Annotated in this window: 38 protein-coding genes; 16 read left to right on the forward strand and 22 right to left on the reverse strand. The window is 41.4% G+C overall.

Annotation, left to right across the window (positions count from 1 at the left end; genetic code table 11):
- Window positions 1-13: 13 nt before the first annotated feature.
- From J2S25_RS04525 to J2S25_RS04535, 3 genes are all read right to left on the reverse strand, one after another.
- Complete coding sequence (locus J2S25_RS04525) at window positions 14-439, reverse strand: hypothetical protein (protein ID WP_307191330.1); 426 nt, start codon at window positions 437-439, stop codon at window positions 14-16.
- Window positions 440-910, reverse strand: coding sequence for a Panacea domain-containing protein (locus J2S25_RS04530; protein ID WP_307191331.1), 471 nt, complete (start codon window positions 908-910; stop codon window positions 440-442). It lies immediately after the preceding gene.
- A 143-nt stretch (window positions 911-1,053) separates the two neighbouring features.
- Window positions 1,054-1,425 carry a hypothetical protein gene (locus tag J2S25_RS04535; RefSeq protein ID WP_307191332.1) on the reverse strand — a complete coding sequence of 124 codons (372 nt, stop codon included), beginning with the start codon at window positions 1,423-1,425 and terminating at the stop codon, window positions 1,054-1,056.
- Between the two features lie 186 nt (window positions 1,426-1,611).
- Between J2S25_RS04535 and J2S25_RS04540 the strand changes: the two genes are divergently transcribed.
- Window positions 1,612-1,827: a hypothetical protein gene (locus J2S25_RS04540; protein ID WP_307191333.1), complete on the forward strand. Its 216-nt coding sequence runs from the start codon at window positions 1,612-1,614 to the stop codon at window positions 1,825-1,827.
- A gap of 34 nt (window positions 1,828-1,861) precedes the next feature.
- On the opposite strand, the gene J2S25_RS04545 is transcribed toward J2S25_RS04540, so the two are convergent.
- The 6 genes from J2S25_RS04545 to J2S25_RS04570 all read right to left on the reverse strand — a co-directional run bounded on the left by J2S25_RS04545 (window position 1,862) and on the right by J2S25_RS04570 (window position 4,969).
- Window positions 1,862-2,614 carry a Panacea domain-containing protein gene (locus tag J2S25_RS04545; RefSeq protein ID WP_307191334.1) on the reverse strand — a complete coding sequence of 251 codons (753 nt, stop codon included), beginning with the start codon at window positions 2,612-2,614 and terminating at the stop codon, window positions 1,862-1,864.
- A gap of 13 nt (window positions 2,615-2,627) precedes the next feature.
- Complete coding sequence (locus J2S25_RS04550; RefSeq protein ID WP_307191335.1) at window positions 2,628-3,326, reverse strand: RelA/SpoT-related domain-containing protein; 699 nt, start codon at window positions 3,324-3,326, stop codon at window positions 2,628-2,630.
- Between the two features lie 129 nt (window positions 3,327-3,455).
- A complete protein-coding gene (locus J2S25_RS04555; protein ID WP_307191336.1) occupies window positions 3,456-3,734 on the reverse strand; it encodes a hypothetical protein in 279 nt (92 codons plus the stop codon).
- A gap of 56 nt (window positions 3,735-3,790) precedes the next feature.
- Complete coding sequence (locus J2S25_RS04560) at window positions 3,791-4,009, reverse strand: helix-turn-helix domain-containing protein (protein ID WP_307191337.1); 219 nt, start codon at window positions 4,007-4,009, stop codon at window positions 3,791-3,793.
- A 235-nt stretch (window positions 4,010-4,244) separates the two neighbouring features.
- Window positions 4,245-4,445, reverse strand: coding sequence for a hypothetical protein (locus J2S25_RS04565; RefSeq protein ID WP_307191338.1), 201 nt, complete (start codon window positions 4,443-4,445; stop codon window positions 4,245-4,247).
- 2 nt (window positions 4,446-4,447) lie between these two features.
- Complete coding sequence (locus J2S25_RS04570; RefSeq protein ID WP_307191339.1) at window positions 4,448-4,969, reverse strand: hypothetical protein; 522 nt, start codon at window positions 4,967-4,969, stop codon at window positions 4,448-4,450.
- 117 nt (window positions 4,970-5,086) lie between these two features.
- Here J2S25_RS04570 and J2S25_RS04575 point away from each other — a divergent pair, with 117 nt between their 5' ends.
- The 3 genes from J2S25_RS04575 (at window position 5,087) to J2S25_RS04585 (ending at window position 5,921) form a co-directional block, all read left to right on the forward strand.
- Complete coding sequence (locus J2S25_RS04575) at window positions 5,087-5,296, forward strand: hypothetical protein (protein ID WP_307191340.1); 210 nt, start codon at window positions 5,087-5,089, stop codon at window positions 5,294-5,296.
- Window positions 5,297-5,386: 90 nt separating this feature from the next.
- A complete protein-coding gene (locus J2S25_RS04580) occupies window positions 5,387-5,653 on the forward strand; it encodes a hypothetical protein (RefSeq protein ID WP_307191341.1) in 267 nt (88 codons plus the stop codon).
- 4 nt (window positions 5,654-5,657) lie between these two features.
- Window positions 5,658-5,921: a hypothetical protein gene (locus tag J2S25_RS04585; RefSeq protein WP_307191342.1), complete on the forward strand. Its 264-nt coding sequence runs from the start codon at window positions 5,658-5,660 to the stop codon at window positions 5,919-5,921.
- 141 nt (window positions 5,922-6,062) lie between these two features.
- Here the strand turns inward: J2S25_RS04585 and J2S25_RS04590 are convergent, their stop codons facing one another.
- On the reverse strand, window positions 6,063-7,130 hold the full coding sequence (locus J2S25_RS04590; protein WP_044391321.1) for an NAD(P)/FAD-dependent oxidoreductase: 1,068 nt from the start codon (window positions 7,128-7,130) through the stop codon (window positions 6,063-6,065).
- A gap of 204 nt (window positions 7,131-7,334) precedes the next feature.
- Here J2S25_RS04590 and J2S25_RS04595 point away from each other — a divergent pair, with 204 nt between their 5' ends.
- Complete coding sequence (locus J2S25_RS04595; protein ID WP_044391322.1) at window positions 7,335-7,574, forward strand: YuzB family protein; 240 nt, start codon at window positions 7,335-7,337, stop codon at window positions 7,572-7,574.
- Window positions 7,575-7,633: 59 nt separating this feature from the next.
- Here the strand turns inward: J2S25_RS04595 and J2S25_RS04600 are convergent, their stop codons facing one another.
- Window positions 7,634-8,329, reverse strand: coding sequence for a DUF2225 domain-containing protein (locus J2S25_RS04600; RefSeq protein WP_044391324.1), 696 nt, complete (start codon window positions 8,327-8,329; stop codon window positions 7,634-7,636).
- 177 nt (window positions 8,330-8,506) lie between these two features.
- On the opposite strand from J2S25_RS04600, the gene J2S25_RS04605 reads away from it, so the two are divergent.
- The gene (locus J2S25_RS04605) at window positions 8,507-8,869 is read left to right on the forward strand and encodes a HesB/IscA family protein (RefSeq protein WP_044391326.1); all 363 of its coding nucleotides are present in this window, start codon (window positions 8,507-8,509) and stop codon (window positions 8,867-8,869) included.
- Window positions 8,870-8,928: 59 nt separating this feature from the next.
- On the opposite strand, the gene J2S25_RS04610 is transcribed toward J2S25_RS04605, so the two are convergent.
- A complete protein-coding gene (locus tag J2S25_RS04610) occupies window positions 8,929-9,924 on the reverse strand; it encodes an NAD(P)/FAD-dependent oxidoreductase (RefSeq protein ID WP_044391327.1) in 996 nt (331 codons plus the stop codon).
- Window positions 9,925-10,291: 367 nt separating this feature from the next.
- Between J2S25_RS04610 and J2S25_RS04615 the strand changes: the two genes are divergently transcribed.
- The 4 genes from J2S25_RS04615 to spsC all read left to right on the forward strand — a co-directional run bounded on the left by J2S25_RS04615 (window position 10,292) and on the right by spsC (window position 13,438).
- Window positions 10,292-11,509: an NAD(P)/FAD-dependent oxidoreductase gene (locus J2S25_RS04615; protein WP_044391334.1), complete on the forward strand. Its 1,218-nt coding sequence runs from the start codon at window positions 10,292-10,294 to the stop codon at window positions 11,507-11,509.
- 467 nt (window positions 11,510-11,976) lie between these two features.
- Window positions 11,977-12,099, forward strand: coding sequence for a YuiA family protein (locus J2S25_RS04620; RefSeq protein ID WP_157841608.1), 123 nt, complete (start codon window positions 11,977-11,979; stop codon window positions 12,097-12,099).
- Window positions 12,100-12,234: 135 nt separating this feature from the next.
- On the forward strand, window positions 12,235-12,555 hold the full coding sequence (locus tag J2S25_RS04625; RefSeq protein WP_044396620.1) for a YuiB family protein: 321 nt from the start codon (window positions 12,235-12,237) through the stop codon (window positions 12,553-12,555).
- A gap of 172 nt (window positions 12,556-12,727) precedes the next feature.
- Window positions 12,728-13,438 carry a stationary phase survival protein SpsC gene (spsC, locus tag J2S25_RS04630; RefSeq protein WP_307191343.1) on the forward strand — a complete coding sequence of 237 codons (711 nt, stop codon included), beginning with the start codon at window positions 12,728-12,730 and terminating at the stop codon, window positions 13,436-13,438.
- Window positions 13,439-13,474: 36 nt separating this feature from the next.
- Here the strand turns inward: spsC and J2S25_RS04635 are convergent, their stop codons facing one another.
- Together J2S25_RS04635 and J2S25_RS04640 are read right to left on the reverse strand one after the other, a co-directional pair.
- The gene (locus tag J2S25_RS04635; protein ID WP_044396623.1) at window positions 13,475-14,242 is read right to left on the reverse strand and encodes a cobalamin-binding protein; all 768 of its coding nucleotides are present in this window, start codon (window positions 14,240-14,242) and stop codon (window positions 13,475-13,477) included.
- 15 nt (window positions 14,243-14,257) lie between these two features.
- Entirely contained in the window at window positions 14,258-14,734 is a 477-nt protein-coding gene (locus J2S25_RS04640) for a divergent PAP2 family protein (protein ID WP_044396624.1), read from the reverse strand.
- A 499-nt stretch (window positions 14,735-15,233) separates the two neighbouring features.
- Here J2S25_RS04640 and J2S25_RS04645 point away from each other — a divergent pair, with 499 nt between their 5' ends.
- From J2S25_RS04645 to J2S25_RS04660, 4 genes are all read left to right on the forward strand, one after another.
- Complete coding sequence (locus J2S25_RS04645) at window positions 15,234-16,745, forward strand: leucyl aminopeptidase (RefSeq protein ID WP_044396642.1); 1,512 nt, start codon at window positions 15,234-15,236, stop codon at window positions 16,743-16,745.
- Between the two features lie 154 nt (window positions 16,746-16,899).
- Entirely contained in the window at window positions 16,900-17,097 is a 198-nt protein-coding gene (ymaG, locus tag J2S25_RS04650; RefSeq protein ID WP_500684430.1) for an inner spore coat protein YmaG, read from the forward strand.
- Between the two features lie 158 nt (window positions 17,098-17,255).
- Window positions 17,256-17,864 (forward strand): DedA family protein, encoded by a 609-nt coding sequence (locus J2S25_RS04655; protein ID WP_307191344.1) that lies wholly within the window; start codon window positions 17,256-17,258, stop codon window positions 17,862-17,864.
- 22 nt (window positions 17,865-17,886) lie between these two features.
- Window positions 17,887-18,276 (forward strand): PaaI family thioesterase, encoded by a 390-nt coding sequence (locus J2S25_RS04660; RefSeq protein WP_307191419.1) that lies wholly within the window; start codon window positions 17,887-17,889, stop codon window positions 18,274-18,276.
- 57 nt (window positions 18,277-18,333) lie between these two features.
- Here J2S25_RS04660 and mnhG read toward each other — a convergent pair whose 3' ends face one another.
- Genes mnhG through J2S25_RS04695 form a run of 7 tightly spaced genes read right to left on the reverse strand, consistent with a single transcriptional unit; the run spans window position 18,334 to window position 24,095 of the window.
- Window positions 18,334-18,705, reverse strand: a complete 372-nt coding sequence (gene mnhG, locus J2S25_RS04665) for a monovalent cation/H(+) antiporter subunit G (protein WP_084221912.1) — start codon at window positions 18,703-18,705, stop codon at window positions 18,334-18,336.
- A complete protein-coding gene (locus tag J2S25_RS04670; protein WP_044396636.1) occupies window positions 18,683-18,973 on the reverse strand; it encodes a Na(+)/H(+) antiporter subunit F1 in 291 nt (96 codons plus the stop codon). Before J2S25_RS04670 ends, mnhG begins: the two co-directional genes overlap by 23 nt.
- Window positions 18,973-19,449, reverse strand: coding sequence for a Na+/H+ antiporter subunit E (locus J2S25_RS04675; RefSeq protein ID WP_044396634.1), 477 nt, complete (start codon window positions 19,447-19,449; stop codon window positions 18,973-18,975). The genes J2S25_RS04670 and J2S25_RS04675 overlap by 1 nt, the downstream gene beginning before the upstream one ends.
- 7 nt (window positions 19,450-19,456) lie before the next feature.
- The gene (locus J2S25_RS04680) at window positions 19,457-20,938 is read right to left on the reverse strand and encodes a Na+/H+ antiporter subunit D (protein WP_044396632.1); all 1,482 of its coding nucleotides are present in this window, start codon (window positions 20,936-20,938) and stop codon (window positions 19,457-19,459) included.
- Window positions 20,931-21,272, reverse strand: coding sequence for a Na(+)/H(+) antiporter subunit C (locus J2S25_RS04685; protein ID WP_044396631.1), 342 nt, complete (start codon window positions 21,270-21,272; stop codon window positions 20,931-20,933). The genes J2S25_RS04680 and J2S25_RS04685 overlap by 8 nt, the downstream gene beginning before the upstream one ends.
- Complete coding sequence (locus tag J2S25_RS04690; RefSeq protein WP_044396630.1) at window positions 21,272-21,694, reverse strand: Na(+)/H(+) antiporter subunit B; 423 nt, start codon at window positions 21,692-21,694, stop codon at window positions 21,272-21,274. Before J2S25_RS04690 ends, J2S25_RS04685 begins: the two co-directional genes overlap by 1 nt.
- On the reverse strand, window positions 21,681-24,095 hold the full coding sequence (locus J2S25_RS04695) for a Na+/H+ antiporter subunit A (RefSeq protein ID WP_307191345.1): 2,415 nt from the start codon (window positions 24,093-24,095) through the stop codon (window positions 21,681-21,683). Before J2S25_RS04695 ends, J2S25_RS04690 begins: the two co-directional genes overlap by 14 nt.
- Before the next feature lie 285 nt (window positions 24,096-24,380).
- On the opposite strand from J2S25_RS04695, the gene kapD reads away from it, so the two are divergent.
- Window positions 24,381-25,004 (forward strand): 3'-5' exonuclease KapD, encoded by a 624-nt coding sequence (gene kapD, locus J2S25_RS04700; RefSeq protein WP_307191346.1) that lies wholly within the window; start codon window positions 24,381-24,383, stop codon window positions 25,002-25,004.
- Between the two features lie 40 nt (window positions 25,005-25,044).
- On the opposite strand, the gene kapB is transcribed toward kapD, so the two are convergent.
- Complete coding sequence (gene kapB, locus J2S25_RS04705) at window positions 25,045-25,431, reverse strand: kinase-associated lipoprotein KapB (protein WP_044396628.1); 387 nt, start codon at window positions 25,429-25,431, stop codon at window positions 25,045-25,047.
- 152 nt (window positions 25,432-25,583) lie between these two features.
- On the opposite strand from kapB, the gene J2S25_RS04710 reads away from it, so the two are divergent.
- Window positions 25,584-25,796 (forward strand): hypothetical protein, encoded by a 213-nt coding sequence (locus tag J2S25_RS04710; protein ID WP_044396627.1) that lies wholly within the window; start codon window positions 25,584-25,586, stop codon window positions 25,794-25,796.
- Window positions 25,797-25,835: the final 39 nt, after the last annotated feature.

The following is a 25,835-nucleotide window of genomic DNA, read 5'->3' on the forward strand; positions in this document are numbered from 1 at the left end:
AGGGGCATTGAAATTAGATACTGATTATAATGGAATGGGCATTAGTTCGTTTATTAACCCACTCACGATTAAGTTCAATAATGCTATTAAAAGTTGCAGGCAATGCTTGCTTTAAGTCACCAAGCATTTCATCGATTCTCATATTCTTAACATTTGTCCAAGAAGTTTTATGTGACCGAATATAAGAAGGCCTGTCCAAACCTATTAGGTTATATGTATCTTCATTCAGATAAAAGTCAAAATTCGGATCAGGATTGATATTGGCTAAGCTTGAAATAGGAAGTACTTCATAATCAATTTTTATTGGATTATCATAAGTGTCTTCAAAACCAATAATAAGGACTGGACGACTTTTTACTTTTATTCTCCCAGTCCGTGTATCAAAATATTTTTCTAGTGATTTGCATACTTTACCAACATTATCATATGGATTTAGCAATTACTGGCGCACCTCGCATTCGTCAGAATAATCGCTATCAAAAGTTATTATATCTTTAATAATATCACTTTTCTTAATAGTACGTGTGCCTATTTCCTTAGGACCAAGGCCTTGCCTGGAAATTTTATAAGCATCTTCATCATGACTCATTTCACTAAGTACTTCAGCAGGATAATCGCCATATTCAAAGATTATTTCTCTTATTGTTAATTCTTCTTCTAACGTTAAATTGGTCGAATCCTCAGAAACGAATATGTTAAAGTAAGAACTTCTAACTTTGCGATTTACAGGTCCATGTACCCACCCTTGAAAATCATCCTCAAAAAGCCATTCTCCGAAATTTTCGTAGTGTTTTTTTTGTGCAAAATATAGTAATTTATGCATTTTCATTTCAGTTAAATCACTTTTTTGGAGAATATTTGTATAAAAACTCTGTATGGAACGAGCTATTTCTATTATGTCTTTCGCCATAAAAAGCACCCCCCTGTTATTTAATTCCATTTTATTACTGTTACTTAATGAATGCAACATATATTGAAATTTGTTTATTTTTGTGAGATTCAAAAACTTATCGTCAAACTAAGCCTTTCTCAATCGAGAGGAGCTTTTTACAATTATTGTTCTCTAGAGATCGCTCCCATGCCTTGAAGAATGGTTTTTGCATCAGAATTCAAGTAGGCTAGGGCATCTGGTCTTAACAATAGGTTAGGATTATCCTTTACCAGCATCTTGATCCCTCTAACATCAAACTTATTTGCATATGTATTAATTGCATTAATGATTGCCATTTCCTTTCTCGTCAATGGTTGTCCACCGTCAGCTTGCAGTTCTAAAAGGAAATCCAATAACTCTCTTGCATTCTTATTTAACATATTTTTATGCTCATTTAAGATTTCAACATTTTCTTCAATATAAACCCTGGCGGTAGCAAGTTCCATTTCTCCTACGTATTTGTTAATCTTTGCTGTTAGAACCTCTAAATTCAATGAATCCATCTCCTTGTGAGTAGTTACATTGTTATATCGGTAATAATCAGTTTTATTAAAGTTGGAGAGAATAAAGGCCCTTTTCAATCGAAAGGGGTTTTCCCTTATATAAATAAATCAATATTGTGAACAACAAGGGCAATTCCCTCTAAGTATTGAATTCTAATATTAAGGGGGGGATTTAACTTGGGAAGAAGAGTGCTGGAGAAAGTGCAACCGATATGCGTGGTATGCCGGCAGCCAATGCGTAAAGATGACATTGTGCAAGTGGATAAACTGTTTGATCATTTTACTCATTTTAATTGCTATAACTTAGAGAAAATTGAAATCAAAGAAATCGGCAAATTCGGTGAGATTGTCATGGCCAACAATAAATACAAAAAGCTCTACCTGGTTTATTAAAAAGAAGCCCCACTCGATGAGTGGGGTTTTTAAGTCAGCGTGCAAAATCATGATATTGAATAATTGACTCATCACTAATTATTGAATTTTGTCCTGGTTTATAAACCCTATCCCATGGTCCGCCTACTTGGTGGGTTTTATCTACTAAATCAAATGGAGCCATGTCACCATAAGCTTTAAGGACATCAATAATACAATCTAAAGCTACAAGACCGTGTTCAGAAGATGCCACTTTGATAAAGGATGGAGTAGTAGCAATATCCTTAGTGGTTATAAGGAATGTAGCGTCCTCTTGATAATCAATTATTGAGGATCCATGCGATCTGAAAGTGCTAAAAACACTCTCAACAACTGGACCATATTTATATGCAACAAATGATTCATCGAATAATTTTTGACCAGTTCTACTTAAAAACTCTGCATAGCAGTAATAAAGCAATTTCTGCAGTTTTAAGTGGGAAGATGGAATTAATGTTAATAAGAATTTAGCAACATCATTTGCTGTAAGTTCTTGATCTGCTGATACGTAATCTATGAATGTGTCCATTTCTTCAGTGATAAATACATCGGCAAAGAACTTATCCTTTTTAACAACAGAACTCCATTCAGGAGATTCAGTAGATAACTTGTGAATTCCGAAATGCACATCTCCACATCTCTTTTTTACCTTACTGAAAAAGGAATTAATAACTTCTTTGTCCAACATATCCATACTTGAATAGTGCCAACCTATTCGTGTTCCTCTTTGATAATGGCTCATAATAGCAATAAAGTGAAAGGCAGCCATACTGTTGACCTCCTTATATATTCAAAGCCTGTTTATGAATCCTCGCAGACTTTATATACTCCTGTTTGTGTTTTTCGTGTGAATCGTAATTTTTTTCGTAATCTTCTGGTAACCAGATCTGTAATTCCCAAGGGAAGTTTTTATTATTATCGCCATAAAAATAAACATGTGTAGCTTTATATTCCCCTTTTGAGGAATTTCTATACTTTATTTTGTATGTTCTCTCAATATAACTACACATTTTTTTAAATAAAGTACAATCATGTTTGAAATTTGGCAGGATAACTCTAAACCCCAAAAGGTCATTTAAACATTTATTCAACGGTAATTTCCCTTTTTCCTGCTTACCTGAATAATAATGTACCAATTTATAGATAATAGATTCAGGTTGTTTAACTCGTAATCTAAAATCTAAATCACTATAAGTGTAGTCTAGATCAATGTCAATCGTCAATTCGTCAACTTTTGTTAGATAACGATTTAAAAAGAAATGGAATCGTTTATCAATAATATATGTATTACTTTCATCGACTTGTTCTACAATATCACTAACTTGTGTTCTTTTTAAATTAAATGGGCTCTCGCTAATCAGACTCGAGGAAAACTCTTCATGAAGGTCAATAATTTCATGAATGACTTGGCATATAACATCTATAGCATAGTCCAATTTTGTATACTCGGGAGTCTCAAGCAGACTCAAAGTTTTTTCCATCAAAATAATCACCCAGATCTAGAGGTTGTACAATAATAATAACAGTGATAGGGTTTGATTTGTTAAATTTGAGGAATAATTTTTTTGCCAATTGGCGATTTTTATCTCAAGTTAGGAAATAATTGCTTATTAAACAATCGTATAAGCGCCTTCTTTTTTGAAGCGCTCCATGATCCTGCGGGCCTGTTCTTTTGACAACGGGATTTTGATATCTTCTCCTAAACTTTCTTTAAGTTTTTCAGAAGACCTATCGATGGGTGTTTCTTTTATGGAAGCGCATAATACATCTGCTTGTATGAATGCACCTGAATTAACCTCTTTCGTAACACTAAGCAATTCCACAATAGAACCATCTTCACTTTCAAAAACAAACTTTTTCAGATAATACTGGGTCAATATGTGCTGCATATTTATCTCCCTTAATGAAATCCATGATGTGTTTTAAGTATCACTGAAAATATCGGTTACTTTTCATTTTTGTTAACTCGGGATACACGCATGAGACCCAAACCATAAAAGTCGATAAGCAATTTTAAGGTTGATTCACGATGGTTACCTTTATTATTTTCAATTTGTCCTAGTAACCTAACGGAAATATTAGTTTTTTCACTCACATCTTTTTGTGACATGCTTCTTTTTAACCTTTCTATTCTTAGCTGTGCGCCTATGCTGCCGTTATTCACCTTGCAACCTCCTGGTGGTTTACTTATGGATATAATTTATAGAACGGGAGGGTTATTACTTATTTAGTTCTAGTCCATAATAATCAATTAACCTTTTATTGGTCTTTCCAGATACACTTTTATCATTTTCGATTTTATGTAACGTCTTTATATTCATTTGAATTGCTTCACAAACCTTTCCATTCTTAAAATCGTTCCTAGGCTTTCTCGGTACACATTAATCACCTGACTGTAATCATGAATAATTTCCTTTGTCAGTTATATCGACTCCATCTACCTCAACTTTTATAACTTCACCTACATCCATTTCCTTTTTTATCTCTTGGATCCAATCAGCTGCTACCTTTCCAGGTGCACGACCTTGGAGTGGGAATGTTCCCTTGCGCTCTACTCTTATTCCTCTTGTTAAGTATATGATTCTTATGATGATGTACATTATTAGTCCTCTGTATACCGTTCAACCTCTAATTGTTCTGTTCCCTTATTTATTAAATCAATTGCAGGATTAAGCCTTAGCTTAATCTCCTCTAATTTCCTTTTATCATAAATTTCCATAGCATCTGTAATATCACTGTATATCGAATGAAATTCATTTACTCCTTCACCGTATAACTTCATTGTTTTTTCGTATTTTTTTTCGAGGTTTTCCTCAAGAAAATCACTCGCCAAGGTATAGCTGTTGCATTCAATTTGAATTTTTAACGCTATCTGATTTACTTCCACACTCCATGTTGGGTTAGTAACATCCATATCATTTAAAAGGATTTCTAATTTATCAACACTTTCATTCAGCACCAAAGAAGTTTCGATTGCGGTTTTTATATACTCTTTTTCGAAATCCCTTTTCTCTCCTTGATCTCCAGTAATTTGTTTTGCTGTTGTTTCCCGGTTAACTGATTCTTCAGAGCTACAACTTGCCAAAAATATTGTAGCCAAAGCTATAGTTATTGTTTTTTTCATTTTACCCCTCCAAAAATAAATAAATTTAATTCCTAAAATTATACAGCTAAATCTTAGCATAGTTCCCTCATACCGGTCATACCTTTTATTAAGACAAGACGAAGGGAGGTCCAGCCAGTGAGTGAAAACAAGGTAAGGAAAACAGTCTCCATGAATAAAACGAACCCGGACGATCAGAAGATTTTAAAGAGAATTAAGTATGGTGAAGATGAAAAGTTTAACTTCAACGATTTTGCCAGGGAGGCGATGTTAGAAAAAATCCGTCGCGAGGAAATAGCGGTTATTAAAAGCAATGGGGGAGGCATTAAGATTGTGGTGGGGAGGTAATACCGCCTCCTCCCTCTTGGTCTCTTTCGTAACACTGTTACACGGTTGACACTGTCAATTGTCATGACGAATGGAAGGGGGAAGTTAAAAATGATCGAAGGGAAGGGTCTTGGAGGAAAGAAAGTGAATCGAGTGAATGTGTCCTTGTGTAATAGAATGAACCAGAAATTGAACAAGCTAGCCACAGCGTGCAACATGAGGCCAACTACCCTGGCTTGCATGTTAATCGAAAAGAGCCTGGACAACGTGCAGCTGGTGTCTGATCTTCAACAGGAACATGCAGTCCACAACGCTTACAGGGTAATACCGATTCAAACTAAAGGAACAATTGAATACGTGTTAAGTGAAGGGAGGTAATAGTGTGGACATGATCAGTTTTACAACCGGATTATTATCAGCGGTGTTCGCATATGCTTTGTTTTCTCAGGATAACGATATCGATAGCGATGATCCTATTGAGGATGAAGACGATAATGAGGAATTGGTTATTAATGACGGATCACCTGGCAGGCATGTTACAATGTCATGCCAAACCTGCAGGAAGCTAAAAAAACACAAAGAGGTTAAGCCTAATTTATATCAATGCTCCAAATGCAAAAGACATGTTGACTTGAGAGCCTCGTAATTCCTCAAAATAAAAAGGACGGGTAAAAACCCGCCCAAACACCGCCCGAATTTCGATTTTTTATAATCCATAACCCGGAGTTAAAAATCGAAACCCTTGATATATCAACGTTTCCGGTTCATTTCGATTCGAAAAAATCCCCTAACCGTTATGATATTTATACATCCATAAAATACCTGACTTTAGCAGTCGTGCGGCTCGACCGGTAATCGGGCGGTCGGAGACAAGGCCAAAGCCGTGCTTTTTTCCGAGAGAACCGATCACACCTTTCAGCTTGATCGGCGGAAATGACTCAGGAGGTTCTTCGTTTTTCCAACGTTTTTGCAGCACTTGGACAATTTGCTCTGCTTGACCTTCTGCAAGCTGTGCGCTTGGTGCGTGGGGCAGGCTGGCGCAATCTCCGACTACATAGACATTATCATAGCCCGGCAAATTATGCTGTGGAGTAACCGCGGCGCGTCCCATCTCATCTTTTTCGACATTCATTTCGCGGACAAGGCGGTTTGCTTGAATACCGGCAGTCCAAACAATCGCATCACAGACAATCGGTTCATCGTGATTATAAAGGACGTTTTCCTGCACTTCGGTAATATTGGCATTGTTGATGATTTCGACATTGTGATTATCAAACCAATTTTCCACATACGTACTGAGACGCTCGGAAAATGCTGATAAAATATAATTTCCACGATCAAAAAGCATGATTTTTAAGTCTTTGCGACTTTCAGCTAATTCACTGGCAAGCTCGACACCGCTCAGGCCGGCACCAACGATGGCCACACTCGATCCGGTTGGCAAATTGTTTAGTGCCTGATAAGTAGCACGTGCTTTTTCAATCGTTTGGATGCTGCATGTGAAAGTGTCGGCACCGGGGACATTGTGATATTTGTCTTCACAGCCAAGGCCGATAATCAAGTCATCATATGCCACTGCGTCATTGTCTTGCAGTTCAACCTTATTTTCCTCAAGATTGATGGCGGTCACTTCAGCATATTGAACCTGAAGGCGGGGGTGTTCAGGGAAAGAAACGCGGATATGCTGATCGGAAATCGTGCCTGCAGCCAGTGCATAATATTCTGTTTTTAAGCAGTGGTAAGGAACGCGGTCAATCAATGTAATGGATACATCTTTCGGCAGCTCATTTGGCAGCAATTTTTGCAGGACGCGCATGCCACCATAGCCGCCGCCAAGAATAATGAGATTTCTCATGTGAATTTCCCCTTTTTTCACTCATCATGTATAGTTTATAAGCTCAATAGTAATGGAAGAATAACGATGAAAATTTATATCCTTTTTTTATTCCTTTAATCCATAAAAAGTATAACGAAATTGTGACGAAATAACAACAAGTTTAGACATTGACGAACTTCATGAAAAACGGTACGATTAAAAATTAGTAGAGAGGTGAACCAAATGATTAAGCCGATTGTTGAATTTTGTATCAGCAATCTTGCGAGCGGTTCTCAGCCAGCCAGGGCAGAGCTTGAACGGGATCCCGATCTTGACGTGATAGAATATGGATGCCTTGGATACTGTGGAAAATGCGCTATGTCCATGTTTGCACTTGTAAACGGAGATCCGGTAGCTGGGGACACTACAGAAGAACTGATTGAAAATGTTTATAAATACTTGGATGAAAATCCAATGTTTTAATAGGAAAAAAGCTGGCATGGAGATCCCTCGCCAGCTTTCTATTTGGGTTATGGAAACAATCAGTTTCCTGAATTAGCAGTTGATTCCCGCATTTCCTGCCAGCGATCTTTTGCAAGCTGAATGATTTGTGGCTCGACAGACTGTCTTTGTTTTTCGATGACCCTTGAGAAAAAGCGGACCGCGTCCTGAGTGAGCCCAATTCTTCGTGAAAGCTCGCCAATTAAATACATCAGGCGCAGCTCGGAAACTTGAGTGCCTTTATAATCTCCTGTGCTGTAAGACTCGGTATATTCCTTCAAGGCAAGTTTTAAAAAACGGTTTTCCTGTTCGATGTTTTCAGTAGAGCGGTACAGCCAGGCAAGCCTTATGTACAAGCCGGCGGAAACAATATGTTTTTCTTTCTTTAGTGAAGAACTATAGGCTGCTAACTTGAATGTATTCATTGCTTCCTGGACGGTCCGCTCCCCGCCATAGTGATGAGGAGCCCACTGATGGCAGATTTGCTCCTGGATGATCTGCTTTGTGCCTGGCGCAAAATAAGTGCTGAACTCATCGGTAAAAGAATAGCCGCACTCAGGGCATACATTGATATAATAAAAATTAGGATCTTGAAAACCATCGGCATACTGAGGAGCAAAGTCAGAATCAAAGCGGAGGATCTTCACGAAACGGGAGCGTACTTTCTTGGTCGTAAAAGAACTTTCACACATGGCACAAGTGTATTTTTTATCATAGAGAGGTTCTAGCTGAGCCATCGTTGTCACCTGCCAAATTTCCTATCGTTTTTTAAGAATGGTTAAGACTATTATACCAATTTATTTAGCTGCTGGCGGAAAAATTGTTAAAGATTATTCTTTTTCGGCTCAATTGGTTGAGGATTGGAAAAATGCTGTATATACTATAAGAAAAGCGCAAGTGGAGGTTTTCATCAAATGGAAAATATCGTAATCATTACAGAAGAAGCTGCATTGCAGATTAAAGATATGATGAAACAAAATGAGACCGAAGACGCTTTCCTGCGGGTTTCCGTAAAAGGTGGCGGCTGCAGCGGCCTGTCTTACGGAATGGGTTTCGCGCATGAAGTAGAAGATGGTGACAACCAGCTCGAACAGTATGGCATAAAAATCCTAGTCGATAAGGAAAGCGCTCCAGTTCTGAACGGCACGAAAATCAGCTATAAGCAGTCTTTAATGGGCGGCGGATTCACGATTGACAACCCGAATGCGATTGCTTCATGCGGTTGCGGCTCAAGCTTCAAAACAGCCATTCGTGAAGGAACACCTGAAGAATGCTAAATTTCTTCTTTAAAGTTAAAAACACAAAGAACAATATGTCCTTTGTGTTTTTTTCATTGCTATTTAAACATGGACGAACTGTGTAGTGGCTGTGTCTTCGCTTTTGGATCCATATAGGATTTTGCGTTGTTGACGGCTGTAGGTGCTTCGCCAAATCCTGTTGCGATCAGCTTGACTTTGCCTTCGTAGATGCAAATATCGCCGGCAGCATAAACGCCAGGGATATTCGTCTCCATTTTCGAGTTGACGGCGATGGCATTCTTTTCGATGTCAAGGCCCCATTCCTTAATTGGTCCAAGAGATGAAACGAATCCGAAGTTGCAGATGACCGAGTCCACGTCAACAGTAACTAATTCATCGCTGTTTGCGTCTTTAAGGACAAGCTGGCTGATTCTTTCGCCATCACCGATCAGTTCAGCTGGGATATAAGGTGTTTTGATATCAACTTTTGAATTTTCGAGGTTTTCAACACTGTGCTCATGAGCGCGGAACTTATCACGTCTGTGAACGATGGTTACCTGCTCGGCAATTGGTTCGAGCATTAATGCCCAGTCAACAGCAGAGTCTCCACCGCCGAGAACAGCGACCTTTTGGCCAGCGAACTGGTGCAAGTCTTCGATGAAATAATATAGGTTCTTTCCTTCATATTGGGCAGCACTTTCAAGTTCCAGTCTGCGCGGCTGGAATGCGCCGTTTCCAGCAGTGATGATGACTGTTTTTGTGTAGTGGACTTCCTTATCAGTAGTCAACTTAATATTTCCGTCCTCCAGCTTTTCCAGCTTTTCAACAGATTGCTCCAGAGCCGTAGTTGGTTCGAACTTCTTCATTTGCTCCTTAAGATTATGGACCAGCTCCTGTGCGCGGATTTTTGGAAAACCGGCTACATCATATATATACTTTTCAGGATAAAGTGCTGATAATTGCCCGCCTAATTGTGGCAGACTTTCGATAATCTTAACGGATGCTTGTCTCATCCCGCCGTAGAAAGCAGTGAACAGACCAGCAGGACCCCCGCCGATAATCGTGATGTCATAAACTTTTTGATCTTCTTTCACTCCATATCCCCCTCACTATGTAGTAAAATTGCTCCAAGTTTTATAATACCATAAATCGAAAAAATAAACTGCAAATCATAAACTATGGAATGGATGTACACACTATAATTCGTAGGAGAATCTCTTTTTCAAAAAGATAGTTATTGAAAACTAGTTATTTTCTGAATATTTCCAAGTTATATTAATTGCTTGAAAATGCGCCGTAAAAAGAATAAGATGGATGATAAGCAAGAATGTTAAGATTTTGTGACATTTTCAGGACATTTTTTTGAACGTTTTAGTGAAAAATATCACAAACTCATACAGGAATAATGGCTACCAAGAAAAAGGAAACCAAAAATATTTTAAAAAGGTGGAAGTGATCACTTTGAGAAAGCCAAAGATCGTAATTTTAGGAGCAGGATACGGGGGATTAATGACAGCAACCCGTTTACAAAAAACTGTTGGAGTAAACGAGGCGGACATAGTCCTTATCAACAAAAATGATTACCATTATGAAACTACATGGCTCCATGAGGCATCTGCTGGTACCTTGCATCATGACAGAGTCCGCTATGATGTTCGTGATGTAATTGATCGGCATAAGGTGGAGTTCATCCAGGGATCTGTTGAAGAAATAAAGATGGACGAAAAGCGGGTCATCCTTGAGAACGGGGACATTGAATATGATTACCTTGTCATCGCCCTTGGTGCTGAATCTGAAACTTTCGGTATCAAAGGTTTGAAAGAGTATGCTTTCTCGATCGTCAATGTCAACTCAGCTAGACAAATTCGGGAGCATATTGAATATCAATTTGCAACATACAATACAGAAGTCGAAAAGAAGGATGAGCGCTTAACGATTGTGGTAGGCGGTGCGGGCTTTACTGGAATCGAGTTTCTTGGTGAACTGGCAAATCGTGTTCCGGAGCTTTGCCGAGAATATGATGTAGATTACCATAAAGTCAAAATGATATGTGTGGAAGCTGCTCCGATGGTTCTGCCTGGATTTGACCCCGAGCTAGTGGACTATGCGGTTGCTACTCTTGAGAAAAAAGGGGTGGAATTCCGCATCGGTACAGCAATTAAAGAAGCGACCCCAGAAGGCATCATTGTTGCTAAAGGCGAAGATGATGTAGAAGAAATCAAAGCTTCCACAGTTGTTTGGGCAGCAGGTGTCCGAGGAAACTCTGTTATCGAAAAATCAGGAATCGAAGCTATGCGCGGCCGTGTGAAAGTGCAGCCAGATCTTCGTCTCCCTGGTTCTGAAGATGTATTCATTGTCGGTGACTGTTCGTTGATCATCAACGAAGAAATCAACCGCCCATATCCTCCGACTGCCCAAATTGCGATGCAGCAGGGTGAAGTGTGTGCGAGAAATCTTGCTGCATTAGTCCGTGGCAAGTCAGAACTTGAAACATTCACTCCAGACATTAAAGGAACAGTTTGCTCGCTTGGTGAGGATGACGCGATCGGGGTAGCGTTTGGCAAGAAAATGGTTGGTACAAAAGCATCCTTCATGAAAAAAATGATCGACAACCGTGCGCTTTATATGATTGGCGGACCATCAATGGTGCTTAAAAAAGGGAAATTCAATATACTTTAATCGATGTACTAAAACAGGCTCTAGCGGTGGGCCTGTTTTTCTTTTGGCCAAGACCAGTAAATGCTTTCTATTAAGAAAAGCACAGCTAATGGCATGCATCAGTGTTAACTTCGGACAGGTTTTGTGAGAAAAGGGGAAAAGTAGTCCGAACTAAGGGCAACTTCGGACAGGTTTTGTGGGAAAAGGGGAAAAGTAGTTCGAACTAAGGCCAACTTCGGACAGGTTTAGTGGAAAAAGAGGAAAAGTAGTCCGAACTAGAGCCAAGTTCGGACAGGTTTAGCAATTTTCACTAGTTTGTAACATTTTTATAATTTTCTGAAATTTAATGAGAACGGTAGGGAATCAAAGAAATAATAGGATGTATTCGCTTTCATATATGGTTTTCGGACTTTTTCATCACTTTGCAAATAGAAAGAGTTTCTGATATATTATCTGAAAGTTTAAAAAAATATAAGGAGGGATTTTTGATGAAGATGCAAGCCTCTGATCAAAAGGATTGTCCTTACTGTTCTGGAAAAGGCTATTTTCAATTGCTTCTTGGCGGTTCAGAAACATGCACCTGTTGTAGTGGTTCAGGAAAATCAAAATAATAACGCAAAACCATTTTGACCTTCGCAGCTTGCGGGGTTTTTCTTTTTTGTTTCGATTAGATGATACACCATTTCATTGACGCGAAAACGGACAAACAGTAAACTAGAAATGATGTTTAATGGGGGGATACAGATATGATGACGATTGTCACACTGATCATTTCAATGTTATTGTTCTTTGTTCTGTTTTTTGGAATTGGATTTATATTAAATATGCTGCTGAGGATGTCCTGGGTAATGGCGATCGTATATCCGTTAATTGCGATATTCATAATCGATAAGTACCCATTGATTGATTACTTCCGTTCCAGCGGGAAAGCTTTCCGTGACCTTGGACAGCGGATTTCACAGCTAGCAATCGCAGATGTATTAATACTTAGCAGTGGCTTGGCAGGTGCAATCTTGGCTGGTGTAGTTATCAAACTGTTACGAAAAAAAGGATATCAAATGTTTTAAAAAGCGACCTTCAATTTTTTGAGGGTTTTTTTATGGATAAAATTAAAAAATGAAGGGAATAATTTACTTATTATGGTAGTGTAAATAGGCCTTTTGACCCTTTTTTTGCTCCTTTTGGAATATTTCTTGTTTTTTTGGGAAATGAATAGTTTTGGGAGGAGTGAAATAATATATGAATAGATTAAAAATGTGGGCAATACGTTTAGTACTGGCTGTATTATTTTTTGTAGCACTAACTTCCACTTTCCAATCGATATCCGGTGTGGAGGCTTCTGCTGTTACTTCATACGTTTTTGACAGTGATAGCCGGCAGCAAGAGGGAATTTCCAGTTTCGATCATAAAAAGAAGTCAATGGGACTAGCATTAAAGTTTTTTAAAAAAGTATCAGAAATGAAGACGAAGATTTCTTCAAGTGAAAAAGTAGCCGGAACACCGCCAACGCTTGAGGAATCGATGAATTGGGCAAAATATCCGACAAAGCAGATTATTGCAACAGGGTACACGGCCGGAGTGGAATCCACTGGGAAAAATCCTGACCATCCTGGCTATGGCATCACCTATTCAGGTGTGAAGGTAAAGCGTGATCTTTATTCGACAGTAGCGGCTGATCTTAATGTATTCCCAATTGGAACCATTTTGTTTATCCCTGACTATGGATTTGGAGTAGTGGCCGATAAAGGTGGGGCAATCAAAGGAAATAAGGTGGACTTATATTACAATACCGTGAAGGATGTATACGAACAGTGGGGCAAGAAAACGCTGGATGCATACATAATTAAAATGGGCAACGGAAAACTTACAGAAGAGGACATGAAAACCCTTAACGAAAATGAATCGATGCAGGTATTCCGCCAGCAGTTTACTAGCGGAAAAAAATCATAAAAGGAAAAGGCGCTTTCCCTGACGGAAAGCGCCTTTTTATTCATGGATGAGATGGTACAATTTTTCCAGACCATCCAAGAGCCGAGGGGACGGCCGGCAATACAATTCTTCTTCGAGGATGAAAAGACGGTCTTCCTTGATGGCTTCAAGTTCCTTCCAGCCAGGTCTGTTTATGATCAATTCTTTCTTTATTTTTTGTTTTCTGACACCTACCCAGGCGATACAAATATAATCTGGGTTTCGCGACTTTACATCATCCCAGTTCGTCTGAACGCTGGCAAGATCGACATCTTGGAAAATATTTTCACCGCCGGCTATCGCAGATATTTCGGTCAGCCAATTGATCCTGCCGGGGGTGAATACGGGTTTGGGCCACCATTCCCAGTAAAGCTTAGGAGTCCATTTAGCTGTTTCCCCTTTTAACCTGATGCCCTCCAACCTGCTCCTGAACTTCTTTGCGGCATCCTGTCCACGCTCTGGCATATTCAGTGCTTCAGCCGTGATCACTAAATCATTTTCTATATCTTTGAGTGATTGTGGATTCAGGATGATGTGAGGAATATTACGTACTTTCAAGCCTTCGATGTTCTTTTCCATGCCAGGAACGCTTAATGATGCAAGCACGAGGTCAGGCTTCAATTCCTCAACAAGGTCAAGATTAATCGAAAGGTCCGGACCGAGCTGGGGCAGGGACTTAACCGCCTCTGGCCAATCAGAGAAATCATCCACTCCGACAAGAAGATGGGTCAGCCCGAGAAATTCCATAATTTCTGTATTGCTGGGACATAAAGATACTACTTTCAAACTAATTCACCAGCCTTATAAAAGAAGATAATGAAACAGCAAAGTCAGTGCAATGCCCGTTAATCCACCGAAAAATACTTCAATCGGCTTATGTCCTAGCAGTTCTTTCAGCTCTTTTCGTTTTTCCTGTGCAGGCTTATCTTGCCAGCCTTTAGCTTCCTGGGCGAAGCGGCCAAAGTCAAGCACCAATTGATTAAGGACCACGGCTTGCTCACCAGCCTGCCTGCGAACACCAGAAGCGTCAAACATCGTGATAATTGCAAAGACTGCCGAAACGGCAAATACCGCTGAATCCATCCCTGTCTGCAGAGCAACTCCCGTTGATAAAGCGGTAACAGCAGCGGAGTGCGAGCTTGGCATTCCACCGGTGCTCGTCAGCAATGACCAGTCAAGCCTTCTCGTCGCAATATATTGAATCGGGACCTTCACGAACTGTGCGAAAAAAATCGCCGCCAGAGAAGCCCATAATGGGAAATTTGTAAATAAATCCATAGATGTTCCCCCTAGTTTAAAGCATTCTTTTTTCAATAATACCCAAGTTTTATCATAACATTACAGCGGGTGTCCAATGATTGATTAAATTGTGTAACTTTGTTTTGACAGGCTACCTGAAGCGTATGTTACATTCTCTTTATTAAATTCAACGGATGGAACTATTATACCTTCTATGACTCGTTAGAAGAAATATGGATGACGGGTAAAAGGAATTTTGAAGAAAGAATAAAATTTACCTCGAGAATTGGCCAGCCAAAATTATATTAAAAAGGGAATTAACTAGGTATCATCCGCCCGAGAGATGCCCTTATGGAGGTGGAATTGCTCGCATAAGGGTATCATTCCGCCCGAGAGATGCCCATATGGAGGTGGAATTGCTCGCATAAGGTATTTGAAAGGGGACCTTATAACCGCTGGCTAAAAAAATAACTGTGAAAGTCGAAATAACCATGCTGGTTCGATATAATGAAAGTATCATGATGAAGGGGTGAAGGGTTTGTTTACAGTTAGCAATCAATTTGATTTTACGAATCGCCATGACTGTCTTGTGATTGGTCTTTTTAATAAGCCAACAAGTCTTGAAGGTGTTATAGGGGAAGCAGACAAGCTATTTGACGGACAATTGACGGAGCTGATCAAAAGCGGTGATATATCAACCAAGAAAAAAGAGATTTCGAAAATACATACTTTCGGAAAAATTGGTGCAAGGAAACTATATGTTGTCGGACTTGGGCATGAGAAACAATTCAATTTTGAGACGTTGCGAGACGCATTTGGCCGCCTGTTCAAGACAGCGAAGAAGGAAAAATGGACAGAAGCAGCAGTGATGTTGAATTCTTTTACAAGTAATAGTGTTGAACTGAACGATGCGGCGCATGCACTTGGGGAAGCTTTCCCAATGGCAACATATGAATTCGCAGGTTATAAGCAAAAATCGAATGAACCGGAAAAGCGCATCGAAAATCTGACTGTGTACAGTGGCGATGAAGAAGGTGATGTGGAAGCAGCGCTTGAGGTTGGCTTTGTATTCGGCAAGGGAACGAACTCAGCACGCACGCTCGTCAATACACCGGGGAATCTGTTGACAGCAACGGACATGGCGGAATATGCGCTAAGGCTGGCAGAAACATATGAGTTTGAAGCGGAAATTTTAGAAAAAGAAGAAATGGAGAAGCTCGGCATGGGTGCATTGCTGGCGGTCAACCAGGGTTCTGCAGAGCCGCCGAAAATGATTGTCCTTAAGTATCAGGGCAAGCAAGAGTGGAAGGATGTTATCGGGCTCGTCGGCAAGGGCATTACGTTTGACACCGGAGGATACTCGATCAAAACCAAGGCTGGCATCGTCGGCATGAAATCCGATATGGGCGGTGCAGCGGCCGTACTAGGAGCTATGGAGATCATCGGCGAACTAAAGCCTGAGCGCAATGTTGTGGCTGTGATTCCGTCTACCGACAACATGATCAGCGGTACTGCTTTCAAGCCAGACGACGTCATTACGTCAATGAGCGGAAAAACGATTGAAGTGCTGAATACCGATGCAGAAGGCCGTCTCGTGCTTGCAGATGCTATGACATACGCAAAGCATCACGGCGCAAATTACCTTGTGGATATAGCCACTCTGACAGGCGGAGTGATTACTGCTTTAGGACTGCATACATCGGGAGCTTTGACGAACAACGAGGACTTCTTCGAACAAGTACTTGAGGCTTCCTATGAGTCAGGAGAGCCAATCTGGCGTCTGCCATTGTTCGAGCGCGACATAGAGCGTGTGAGGGGCAGCAAGATCGCCGACTTGAATAATTCACCAGGATCCGAAGGACATGCTATCATGGGTGGCGCGTTTGTCGGTGAGTTTGCTGAAGGGACGCCATGGGTGCACCTCGATATTGCCGGAACGGCCACTACCAGCAAAGAATATGACCTAGGACCTGCAGGGGCAACCGGTGTCATGGCCCGAACTCTTGCATTGCTGGTTGAGCGATTTGAAACAGAAGAAGATGGAAAATAAATAGAGAACAGAGCAGCTCGAGGCAGTATGTGGAAAGCTCGCATCCCCCTCAGGACTAGGCATTTTTTTTCGTTCAATAGACAGTCGCCTATTCAACTGCCCCTCGATATGCATATGAAGTACTATAGGCATACAATAAAGGGAGGTAGGTTGAATGATGAGAAGAAGACCGTTTTATGTTGGCCGACGTCGTCCATTTGGTTTTGGTTTTGGAGGTCCGTTTGTTGGCGGATTGCTTGGAGGGATGTTAGGCAGCGCGTTATTATATCCTGGCGGTTACGGCTACGGATATGCACCATATCCGCCTTATGGATACAGTTACGGATATGGATACGGTTACCCGTTTTATTAAATAGAAAATTAGCAGCCGCTGTTGCAAGACAGCGGCATTCTTGTGCGATAAGTATGACAGGAAAAAGAGGATACCTAACGAGGAACGAAGAATTGTTATACATACTAATTTCTATTGTAAAATAGAATCGGACCAATGTGCAGGAAAGGAGATACCTCATGGATTTGGATTTGGTCGTGGAAATGATTGACGAGAATGGCTATTTAGGATTGTTTTTATGGCTTTGTTGCGGAGTGTTTATTCCGATTCCCAATGAGGTCATATTGATGACAGTTGGTTTTGCTTCATCGCAGGGTGCGTTAACTCCCGTTCCTGCCTTCTTAGTTACCTATTTAGGAATAGCAGCAGCTTTCACCTTAAGCTACCTGCTAGGAAGGTTGATCGGCCGAAGACTATTGTCGTTAATATATCGGAAAAAGCGATTAGCAAAGTCGGTAAAATCTGCCATGAGGTTAATGGATAAGTACCATATGTTTTCCTTGTCGCTTAGCTGTTTTGTTCCCGGTGCCCGCTATTTTGTACCATTGCTTTATGGCATCAGCCGGCTTTCATTCCGGAAATTTGCCATCTTTGCCTATAGCGGCGCTTTTGTATGGGTATTGATCATTTTTGTGCTAGGCTATTTATTTGGTGATAAAATGGAACTAATCATGAAATACAGTAATGAAATGTGGCTGTGGGTGGCGGTTCTTGCAGCCGCTTCGCTAATTATCATTGTTAAGGTGAAAAAGAAAAAATGGAAGAGCTCAGCCTCTGAAGTGGAGTGAGCATTCTAAAAAGGGAGGGGAGATAGATTTGAATCAAACTTTGCTGGACTCATTAGGAATAAAAGTAACAGAACTGCAAAAAGGAAAGGTAGTTGCAACAATGCCGGTCGATGACAGGACGAGGCAGCCGCATGGTCTGCTGCACGGAGGTGCCTCCGTTGCGCTTGCAGAAACGGTTGCCAGCATCGGAGCATTTGAGTTAGTCGACCAGGAAAAGGAAGTCGTAGTCGGCCTTGAAATTAACGCCAACCACATCCGAGCAAAAAGGGATGGTGTGGTTACAGCGGTAGGAACCGTCCTTCATCAGGGGAAAACGACAATGGTATGGGATATAAAAATAACAGACGAAGACGGCAAACTTATTTGCCTATCAAGATGCACCATTGCCGTGCTAAAACGCAAAAGTTTTTAGAATTTCGCCGAACAAACAAAGCGATCATACTTGATCGCTTTGTTTGTTTTGCTTTTTCTATCTAGATTCTTCCGTTTTTTGTTTTATTCGGGCTTTTGCAAGGTCATCCTGAACGGTACGGTCTGACAGCTTAACTCCGCTGTTATAGGCGGCTCTTGAAATCAAATGTCCTGCAACAGGTGAAGTGAGGAAGATAAAGCCAATCCCAAGAAGCAACCGCGAATTGAAGTGGTGCTTAATGAGCCAAAAGTAAAAGAAGGTGCCAAGCAAAACGAGCATGACGCCTAAAGTGGCGCTTTTCGATGCAGCGTGGTTCCGTGTGTAGACATCCGGAAGCCTGATCAGGCCGAATGCGGTTACCAGGCTGAGGAATGCTCCAATCAGGATCAATAATCCTGCAAAAAACTTAACGATCTCCATTTCTGTCATATTCCATGATTACCCCTTTCTCGAGAAACTTTGAAAAGGCGACTGTACCAATGAATGCAAGAATCCCGATCAGAAGGATGATATCGAGAAAGGCGTTGGTATCTAAAAGGATTGATACTAACGCCACCACGGAAACGAGGCTGATGCCGATTGCATCAAGGGCCACTACTCGGTCTGCGACTGTCGGCCCTTTGATTACACGGTAAATCAATCCAATCATTGCTAATGATAGAAAGGTAACGGAAATCCATAAAACCGTATCAAACATTAGCGACTCACCTCCATGATTGCTTTTTCAAACGTATTTTTGATGCTGAGGATGGATTCGTCCGCATCACGAATGTCCATAGCGTGGACATACAGGATTTTGTTATCGTCCGAAATATCGACGACAAGGGTTCCAGGAGTCAAAGTAATCAGGTTTGCGAGCACGGTAATCTCCCAGTCCTGCTTCAATTCTGTCGGGAAGGCGAAGATTCCGGGCTTGATATTCAGCTTTGGGCTTAAAACGGCCTTTAGCACTTCGATATTTGATAGAATCAATTCCCTGATAAAAATAAAAAACAAATTCACCAACGCGACTACCCGTAACAAGTAAAAACGGCTAGTGAAGAAGCGGCGGAAAATATAAATGATGAGCAGGCCAAAGAAGTACCCGACAAAAAACGAGGCCGGGGAGTAGGATGTCTTTAGGAACATCCAGACAAAGGCTAAAATAAAATTCAGCAAAATTTGAAATGCCATTGGCTCATCACTCCTTTAAAACAGCATGGATGTAGATTTCCGGATTGGCAAGCGTTTCTGCAGCCGCAGAGATAACCGGATAGACAGCTTCCGTACCTAAACCGTATAAAACAGCGAACGCCGTCAGGACAGCAGGGGCAATCAGCAACCATTTGACTGGTGCTTTATCCTCATTTTTATAAGCCCTTGGAGTTCCCCAAAATCCCCCGATGAAAATTCTCATGATGGAATACAGAACCAGCAGACTGGACATTAGGACAACAAACGCACCAATATAGTTTTCAGTCTCAAATCCTGCACGGACGATCATCATTTTCCCTGCGAAACCGCTGAGCGGTGGTATGCCGGCAAGGGCAAGTCCCGCGATAAAGAAGGTCCATCCTAAGCCAGGATAGCGATTGATCAGACCGCTTATTTTATTCAAGTCACTCGTTCCTGTAATGGCAATGATAATCCCAATTAACAGAAACAGAGCCGCTTTAATATTCATGTCGTGGATCAGGTAAAACACTGCGCCAGTCAGAGATTCAGGCGTCAGGACAGAGACACCGAATAAGATAACCCCGACAGCGACGATGATGTTATAGATGACGATTTTTTTTATGTCTGTAAAAGCTAGGGCACCGATCACTCCGGAGATAATCGTCAAGATAGCCAGGATCTGAAGCAATTGATGCGTATAACCCACATCATGGTAAAAGAACAAGGTGAAAGTTCTCGTGATCGAGTAAACGCCCACTTTTGTCAGCAGGGCACCGAACAAAGCCATAACCGGGGCGGGCGGAGCATAATACGACCCGGGAAGCCAGAAATAAAGCGGGAAGATTGCTCCCTTTAAACCGAAGACAATCAGGAATAAAACCGCAAGCACCGTAATAATCCCTGTGTTTCCAGCCTCACTTAGTCTCACCGAGATATGTGCCATATTCAATGTCCCTACCACTGAGTACAAATAAGCGACTGCGATGACGAACAATGCTGATGAAATGACGTTAACAAGTATGTATTTAATCGATTCACGCAGCTGAATTTTCGTACCGCCAAGTACAAGCAGCACATAGGAAGACATAAGCATGACTTCGAAAAAGACAAATAAGTTAAAAATATCACCAGTCGTAAAGGCACCGTTCACTCCAACAATCAGGAAGTGGACGACAGGATAATAGTAAAATTTTTCTCGGGCTTCTCCTATTGATTGAAAAGAGTAAATCAAAGCGGCAAAGGCAATGATACTTGTCGTCAGAACGAGCAGAGAGGAAAGCATGTCCGATACGAGTGTAATCCCGTACGGTGCTTCCCAATTGCTGACATCCATTGTTTGAATGCCATCATGATAAACTAGGTTGGCTTGCATGAAGGAAACAATGATTACGATCAGAGCGCTAATCGCTGAAATCCAGCGCTGCACCATGATATTTTTTGCGAAAAAGATAAGTACAACCCCTGTAATCAGAGGAATCAAGATAGGGAAAATAATTAGATTATTCATGTCCTTCCTTTCCTCTCAAACGATCCATATTATCGGTTCCAAGTTCCTGATACGCTCTGTAGGCGAGTACAAGGAAAAAGGAGGTGACCCCAAAGCTGATGACGATCGCAGTCAGAATCAACGCCTGTGGCAGCGGGTCCACATAGGTTGCGGCATGTTCTCCCAGAAGTGGCGGTGCACCCCTTTTCAGGCCACCCATCGTTAAAATCAAGAGATGGGCGCCATGACTCAACAATCCTGTACCGATAATGATCCTGAGCAAGCTTTTTGAAAGCATAAGGTATGTGGCTGCCATAAACAAAATTCCAATTAGAAAAGCCATTAAGATTTCCATTATTCGCTCTCTCCAATCGTTTGAATAATGGTCATTGTTACGCCAATGACGACAAGGAAGACGCCTGTATCAAATAATACCGCAGTATGCAAAGAGGTTTTCCCCAAAAGCGGCAAGTCGACATAAGTAAACGCATGGGTCAGGAACGGCAAATCAAAAAATAATGCCCCTGTACCGGTTCCAATTGCGAAAAGCAGCCCGATTGCTACCAATTTAATATAATCAACTGGCAAAATGGTTTTGACTGTCTTGATATCAAATGCAAGCAGCAGCAGGACAATGGCACCGGAAGTCATTAGTCCGCCAATGAAACCGCCACCTGGATGGTAGTGGCCAGCAAAAAATAGATGAATGGAAAAAAGGATAATGACAAACAGGGTGAACTTTGTAACAGTTTGGAGGATGATATCATTTGTTTTCATCCAAGTCTTTCCCCCTTGTCAGCCGAAGCTTGATCATCGCGAAAATGCCAAGGGCTGCGATGCCAAGGACGGTTATTTCAAACATAGTATCAAAGCCGCGGAAATCAACGAGAATGACGTTCACCATATTTTCGCCGCCCGCTTTCTTATAAGTGTTTTCCACATAAAACTCCGAAATAGAGCGAAACATTTTATTGCTGTGGGCAGATAGGGCAATCATCGTAACGACTGCACCTACGCCGATCGATATCAACGCGTTAGCAGCCTTGAAACGGATGCGTTCCTCTGGTCTGATTTTAGGCAGGTGGTAAAATGCCAGCAGGAACAGCGCTACAGAAACCGTTTCGATCACAAGCTGTGTCAGTGCAAGGTCCGGCGCCCGGAAAATGACGAAGAAAAGCGCGACCGTATAGCCGACGGCACCGAGCAGGATGATCGAAGTCAACCTTGATTTGGCAAATAAGATCGTAATGGATGAGACAGCAATGATCAGCATTAGGACGATTTCCATTATATGGACAGGTGCGGTATTGCTTACATCAAATGCAAAAGCATTTTTATACAAAAGGGTAAAGGTCAGGATCAGAATAAAAAAAGAGAAAATATACACTAAATAGGACCGGATAAACCCTGTCATATAAGACTTTGTGATCTTTTTCGCGACAAGATGGATTGCTTTGAGACCTCGATCGTACAAGTGATTCAAGGCCAGTCGATCCGGAAAAAGCCGATAAATACCTGCCCATTTTGTCAGAAACTTATAGAGCACAATCCCAATCGTGATAACAGCAAACGTCATCAATAATTCCAATGTTGGTCCGTGCCAGAACGAAATATGAACGTTGAATCCATCTCCGTTTTCAAGCAATGACGGCATAATTGCTTCCATTGCTGGCGATAGGATGGTATCGGACAATAGATTCGGAAAAATACCGAATAGAATGACGAGTGATGCAAGGATAATCGGAGAAATCAACATGCCGATTGGCGCTTCATGCGGTTTCTTTTTTAACTTTTCAGGATGATGCTTGCCCGTGAAAGTCTTGAATACATACATCATGCTGTAAATAAAGGTGAATACACTCGCTGTCCAGGCGATAATTGGGAACAGAAGCCCCCATGTATCCATATGGAAACTATCCATTTCTGCCAATCGGAGCATGCCTGTGAAAAACATTTCTTTACTTAGGAAACCGTTGAACGGAGGAATCCCGGCCATTGAAAATGTTCCAATGATCGCAAGCGTGAACGTGATTGGCATGAAGTTCATCAAACCGCCAAGCTTGCGAATATCCCTTGTCCCTGTTTCATGGTCGATAATCCCAGTTACCATGAACAAACTCCCTTTGAACGTGGCGTGGTTAATCAGATGGAAGACAGCAGCCGTAACAGCAACGAGATAATAGCCATCATTAATCGTACCATAATGAAGTGCAGCAGCTCCAGCACCAAGAAGCGACATGATCATCCCTAGCTGGCTGACAGTGGAGAATGCGAGAATGGCTTTTAAATCGGTCTGTTTTACCGCAGAAAAAGATCCCCAAAACAGTGTAATCACACCAGCACCGGTAACGAGCCACACCCATGTAGCCGAATCGGCAAAGACAGGAGTCATGCGAGCTACAAGATAGATGCCGGCCTTAACCATCGTAGCCGAATGCAAATATGCACTGACAGGAGTAGGAGCCTCCATGGCATCAGGAAGCCAGATGTGAAATGGGAATTGCGCAGATTTTGTAAATGCACCGAGCAAAAATAAAATCAGCGTCATTGTGAACAATGGGTGGTTCTTGACTTGACTGGACATTTGAATCGTTTCCGAAATGCTGAAGGTCCCGGTGATGATTGAAAGCATCAGGATGCCCCCGAGCATCGCTAATCCTCCGAAAACAGTAATCAGCATGGATTTTTGCGCACCGTAACGGGAGCGTTCACGTTGATTCCAGAACCCGATCAACAGGAAAGAAGAAAAGCTTGTCAATTCCCAGAAGGCATAGAGTACAATGAGGTTGTCTGACAAAACGACCCCAAGCATGGCACCCATGAATAAAAGCAAGAATACATAGAATGTGTTCAGCTTTTCCTTGTTCGGATTTAAGTAATAAATCGAATAGAGCACCACGAGAGCGCCGATTCCAGTGATCAGCAAGGCAAATAACAGCCCTAATCCGTCCACTTTTAATGTGAAATCAATCCCAAGCGAAGAAATCCAAGGCATTGTTTCCATAACCGTGCCGCCACTGCCAGTCGTGCCGATGAATTTCAGAAAGTAGATAAACAGCACGGCCGGCAGCGGCAACAGGAACCAACCTGTATGGATATTCTTGAAATAGGTATGTATAAATGGAATGATGATAGCGAGTAAGAGTGGTGATAAAACAGCAAGGTGTAGAAAAGACAAATGATCATACCTCCTTATGTAGTGTAACATTAGCTAATTTTTGTTATTTAATCAAACATATGCGATAACGCACTGTAAAAAGTATATCGTAAACAGGTTCAGGATGCATGTCAAGCGCTTTAAAAAATGAAAGTTTTCTGAATTTCAAGAGAAAAATCCTGACGAATTGTGAAAATTGCAGAAAATTAAAAAATCTGTTTAAAAACGTGCTATAATAAAAAAAATAATGCAGCGAAAAGCATATACGGGTTACATATGAATCGCTTTTCAGAAAGTTGGGGAAGCATGAGCGAAAAAGAAAGGACCATATTATTTATTGATTTTGAATTCACGATGCCTGACCGTAACAGCAAGAAACGGGGATTTTATCAGGAAATCATTGAAGCTGGGGTCGTCCTGGTTGAGAATAACCAGGTGGTCGAGCAGTTTTCATCTTATGTAAAACCAATCCGATTTCCAAAATTGACGGAACGATGCCGGTCATTCCTGAATATTTCCCAGGAGCAGGTAAACTCGGGAATCGCGTTCAAGGATTTAGTGGAAAAGCTTAAGAGACTTGGCGGGAACAGGCATTGCCATGTTGTGACCTGGGGAAATATGGACATGAAGGTGTTATCGCAAAACTGTCAGCAGGCTTTAGTCGAGTTTCCATTGCCGGGAAAACAAATCGATCTTTCGATGGAGTATAAGCGCTTTTTTGGCGACCAGAACCAGACAGGTCTTTGGAAGGCCGTGCAAGAATATGGTCGAGAAGGGACCGGGAAGCATCACCGCGCTCTTGATGACGCGCTGACGACATACCATATTTATAAGCTCGTTGAGAAAGACAAACAATATCTGCAGAAGCCTGAACCAGCAACGATCGGGGATATGGTTGATTTTTCCAATCTGCTAAATAAATTCGCTTAAAAAGCCAGATTGGAAGGAACAATCTGGCTTTTTGGCATTTTCACTTGCTTTTAAGGTAATCCTTTTCAAGTGAATCTAGATTTCTTAGACTTTGCTGTGCCCACGGGGAATCATCGCCTTCGAGTTCTGAACGAAGCTTGCTTATTGCTTCCTTTAATGACTCAAGGTAATCCGGAATTTCCCCTTCAAAGGGCTTGACCATTTTTTCCGGAATGTTCGCTTGTTCGCGGAAGGAAAGCGCCTTCCTTTCATGGAAAAAACCTACCTCGGCATCCTTAGGGTGATGAAGGTCGCCCTGCATTGGGTGTTTTGCGACAGCGAGGACTCGAACAAGATAATGCTGCGGGCGACGCTCGGTGATCTCCCCTATATACTTTCCAGTTTTATAAATGGCGGTGACGTGATCGCCAATTTGTAATTCAGCCATAGAGATTCTCCTCTCGGTTTTCTTTTATTATAGCAAAATCCAAGATGTTCGTGTAAAGTCGCTAAAGGAGTCGTGATATGGATGTTGTTTGCGGTTGGAAGTGACTCCTAACCCTGCTATAATGAATTTGTATGGATGAAAGGAAGATGAGAATGAGCAAGTGGTTTGTCCTCTCGTTATTTTTGTATTTTCCGGAAGATAAGACAGAATATATCCCCGCCGTCATCACTTCCCTCGTTTTCCTAATCGGGGCGATCCTGACGATGCGATTCATCATTAAAGTATCCAAAAAAGAAGCTCAGAAAGCAAAAGAACAAGAGCTGGAAATCATGAAGCGAATGAACGATACGAACGAGAACAGCTGACATATAGCTGTTCTTTTGTTTTAAAAAAATAGGGTATAT

The organism is Mesobacillus stamsii (assembly GCF_030814065.1).
Taxonomy (GTDB): domain Bacteria; phylum Bacillota; class Bacilli; order Bacillales; family Cytobacillaceae; genus Mesobacillus; species Mesobacillus stamsii.

What these genes read in the sequence shown, in the direction of transcription:
- J2S25_RS04530 (WP_307191331.1), bottom strand. Translation starts at nt 910, where the DNA reads ATGGCGAAAGACATAATAGAAATAGCTCGTTCCATACAGAGTTTTTAT.
- J2S25_RS04545 (WP_307191334.1), bottom strand. Translation starts at nt 2,614, where the DNA reads ATGGCTGCCTTTCACTTTATTGCTATTATGAGCCATTATCAAAGAGGA.
- J2S25_RS04550 (WP_307191335.1), bottom strand. Translation starts at nt 3,326, where the DNA reads ATGGAAAAAACTTTGAGTCTGCTTGAGACTCCCGAGTATACAAAATTG.
- J2S25_RS04555 (WP_307191336.1), bottom strand. Translation starts at nt 3,734, where the DNA reads ATGCAGCACATATTGACCCAGTATTATCTGAAAAAGTTTGTTTTTGAA.
- J2S25_RS04565 (WP_307191338.1), bottom strand. Translation starts at nt 4,445, where the DNA reads ATGTACATCATCATAAGAATCATATACTTAACAAGAGGAATAAGAGTA.
- J2S25_RS04570 (WP_307191339.1), bottom strand. Translation starts at nt 4,969, where the DNA reads ATGAAAAAAACAATAACTATAGCTTTGGCTACAATATTTTTGGCAAGT.
- J2S25_RS04580 (WP_307191341.1), top strand. Translation starts at nt 5,387, where the DNA reads ATGATCGAAGGGAAGGGTCTTGGAGGAAAGAAAGTGAATCGAGTGAAT.
- J2S25_RS04590 (WP_044391321.1), bottom strand. Translation starts at nt 7,130, where the DNA reads ATGAGAAATCTCATTATTCTTGGCGGCGGCTATGGTGGCATGCGCGTC.
- J2S25_RS04595 (WP_044391322.1), top strand. Translation starts at nt 7,335, where the DNA reads ATGATTAAGCCGATTGTTGAATTTTGTATCAGCAATCTTGCGAGCGGT.
- J2S25_RS04600 (WP_044391324.1), bottom strand. Translation starts at nt 8,329, where the DNA reads ATGGCTCAGCTAGAACCTCTCTATGATAAAAAATACACTTGTGCCATG.
- J2S25_RS04605 (WP_044391326.1), top strand. Translation starts at nt 8,507, where the DNA reads ATGGAAAATATCGTAATCATTACAGAAGAAGCTGCATTGCAGATTAAA.
- J2S25_RS04620 (WP_157841608.1), top strand. Translation starts at nt 11,977, where the DNA reads ATGAAGATGCAAGCCTCTGATCAAAAGGATTGTCCTTACTGTTCTGGA.
- J2S25_RS04625 (WP_044396620.1), top strand. Translation starts at nt 12,235, where the DNA reads ATGATGACGATTGTCACACTGATCATTTCAATGTTATTGTTCTTTGTT.
- spsC (WP_307191343.1), top strand. Translation starts at nt 12,728, where the DNA reads ATGAATAGATTAAAAATGTGGGCAATACGTTTAGTACTGGCTGTATTA.
- J2S25_RS04640 (WP_044396624.1), bottom strand. Translation starts at nt 14,734, where the DNA reads ATGGATTTATTTACAAATTTCCCATTATGGGCTTCTCTGGCGGCGATT.
- ymaG (WP_500684430.1), top strand. Translation starts at nt 16,900, where the DNA reads ATGATGAGAAGAAGACCGTTTTATGTTGGCCGACGTCGTCCATTTGGT.
- J2S25_RS04655 (WP_307191344.1), top strand. Translation starts at nt 17,256, where the DNA reads ATGGATTTGGATTTGGTCGTGGAAATGATTGACGAGAATGGCTATTTA.
- mnhG (WP_084221912.1), bottom strand. Translation starts at nt 18,705, where the DNA reads ATGACAGAAATGGAGATCGTTAAGTTTTTTGCAGGATTATTGATCCTG.
- J2S25_RS04670 (WP_044396636.1), bottom strand. Translation starts at nt 18,973, where the DNA reads ATGTTTGATACGGTTTTATGGATTTCCGTTACCTTTCTATCATTAGCA.
- J2S25_RS04675 (WP_044396634.1), bottom strand. Translation starts at nt 19,449, where the DNA reads ATGGCATTTCAAATTTTGCTGAATTTTATTTTAGCCTTTGTCTGGATG.
- J2S25_RS04680 (WP_044396632.1), bottom strand. Translation starts at nt 20,938, where the DNA reads ATGAATAATCTAATTATTTTCCCTATCTTGATTCCTCTGATTACAGGG.
- J2S25_RS04685 (WP_044396631.1), bottom strand. Translation starts at nt 21,272, where the DNA reads ATGGAAATCTTAATGGCTTTTCTAATTGGAATTTTGTTTATGGCAGCC.
- J2S25_RS04690 (WP_044396630.1), bottom strand. Translation starts at nt 21,694, where the DNA reads ATGAAAACAAATGATATCATCCTCCAAACTGTTACAAAGTTCACCCTG.
- kapD (WP_307191346.1), top strand. Translation starts at nt 24,381, where the DNA reads ATGAGCGAAAAAGAAAGGACCATATTATTTATTGATTTTGAATTCACG.
- kapB (WP_044396628.1), bottom strand. Translation starts at nt 25,431, where the DNA reads ATGGCTGAATTACAAATTGGCGATCACGTCACCGCCATTTATAAAACT.
- J2S25_RS04710 (WP_044396627.1), top strand. Translation starts at nt 25,584, where the DNA reads ATGAGCAAGTGGTTTGTCCTCTCGTTATTTTTGTATTTTCCGGAAGAT.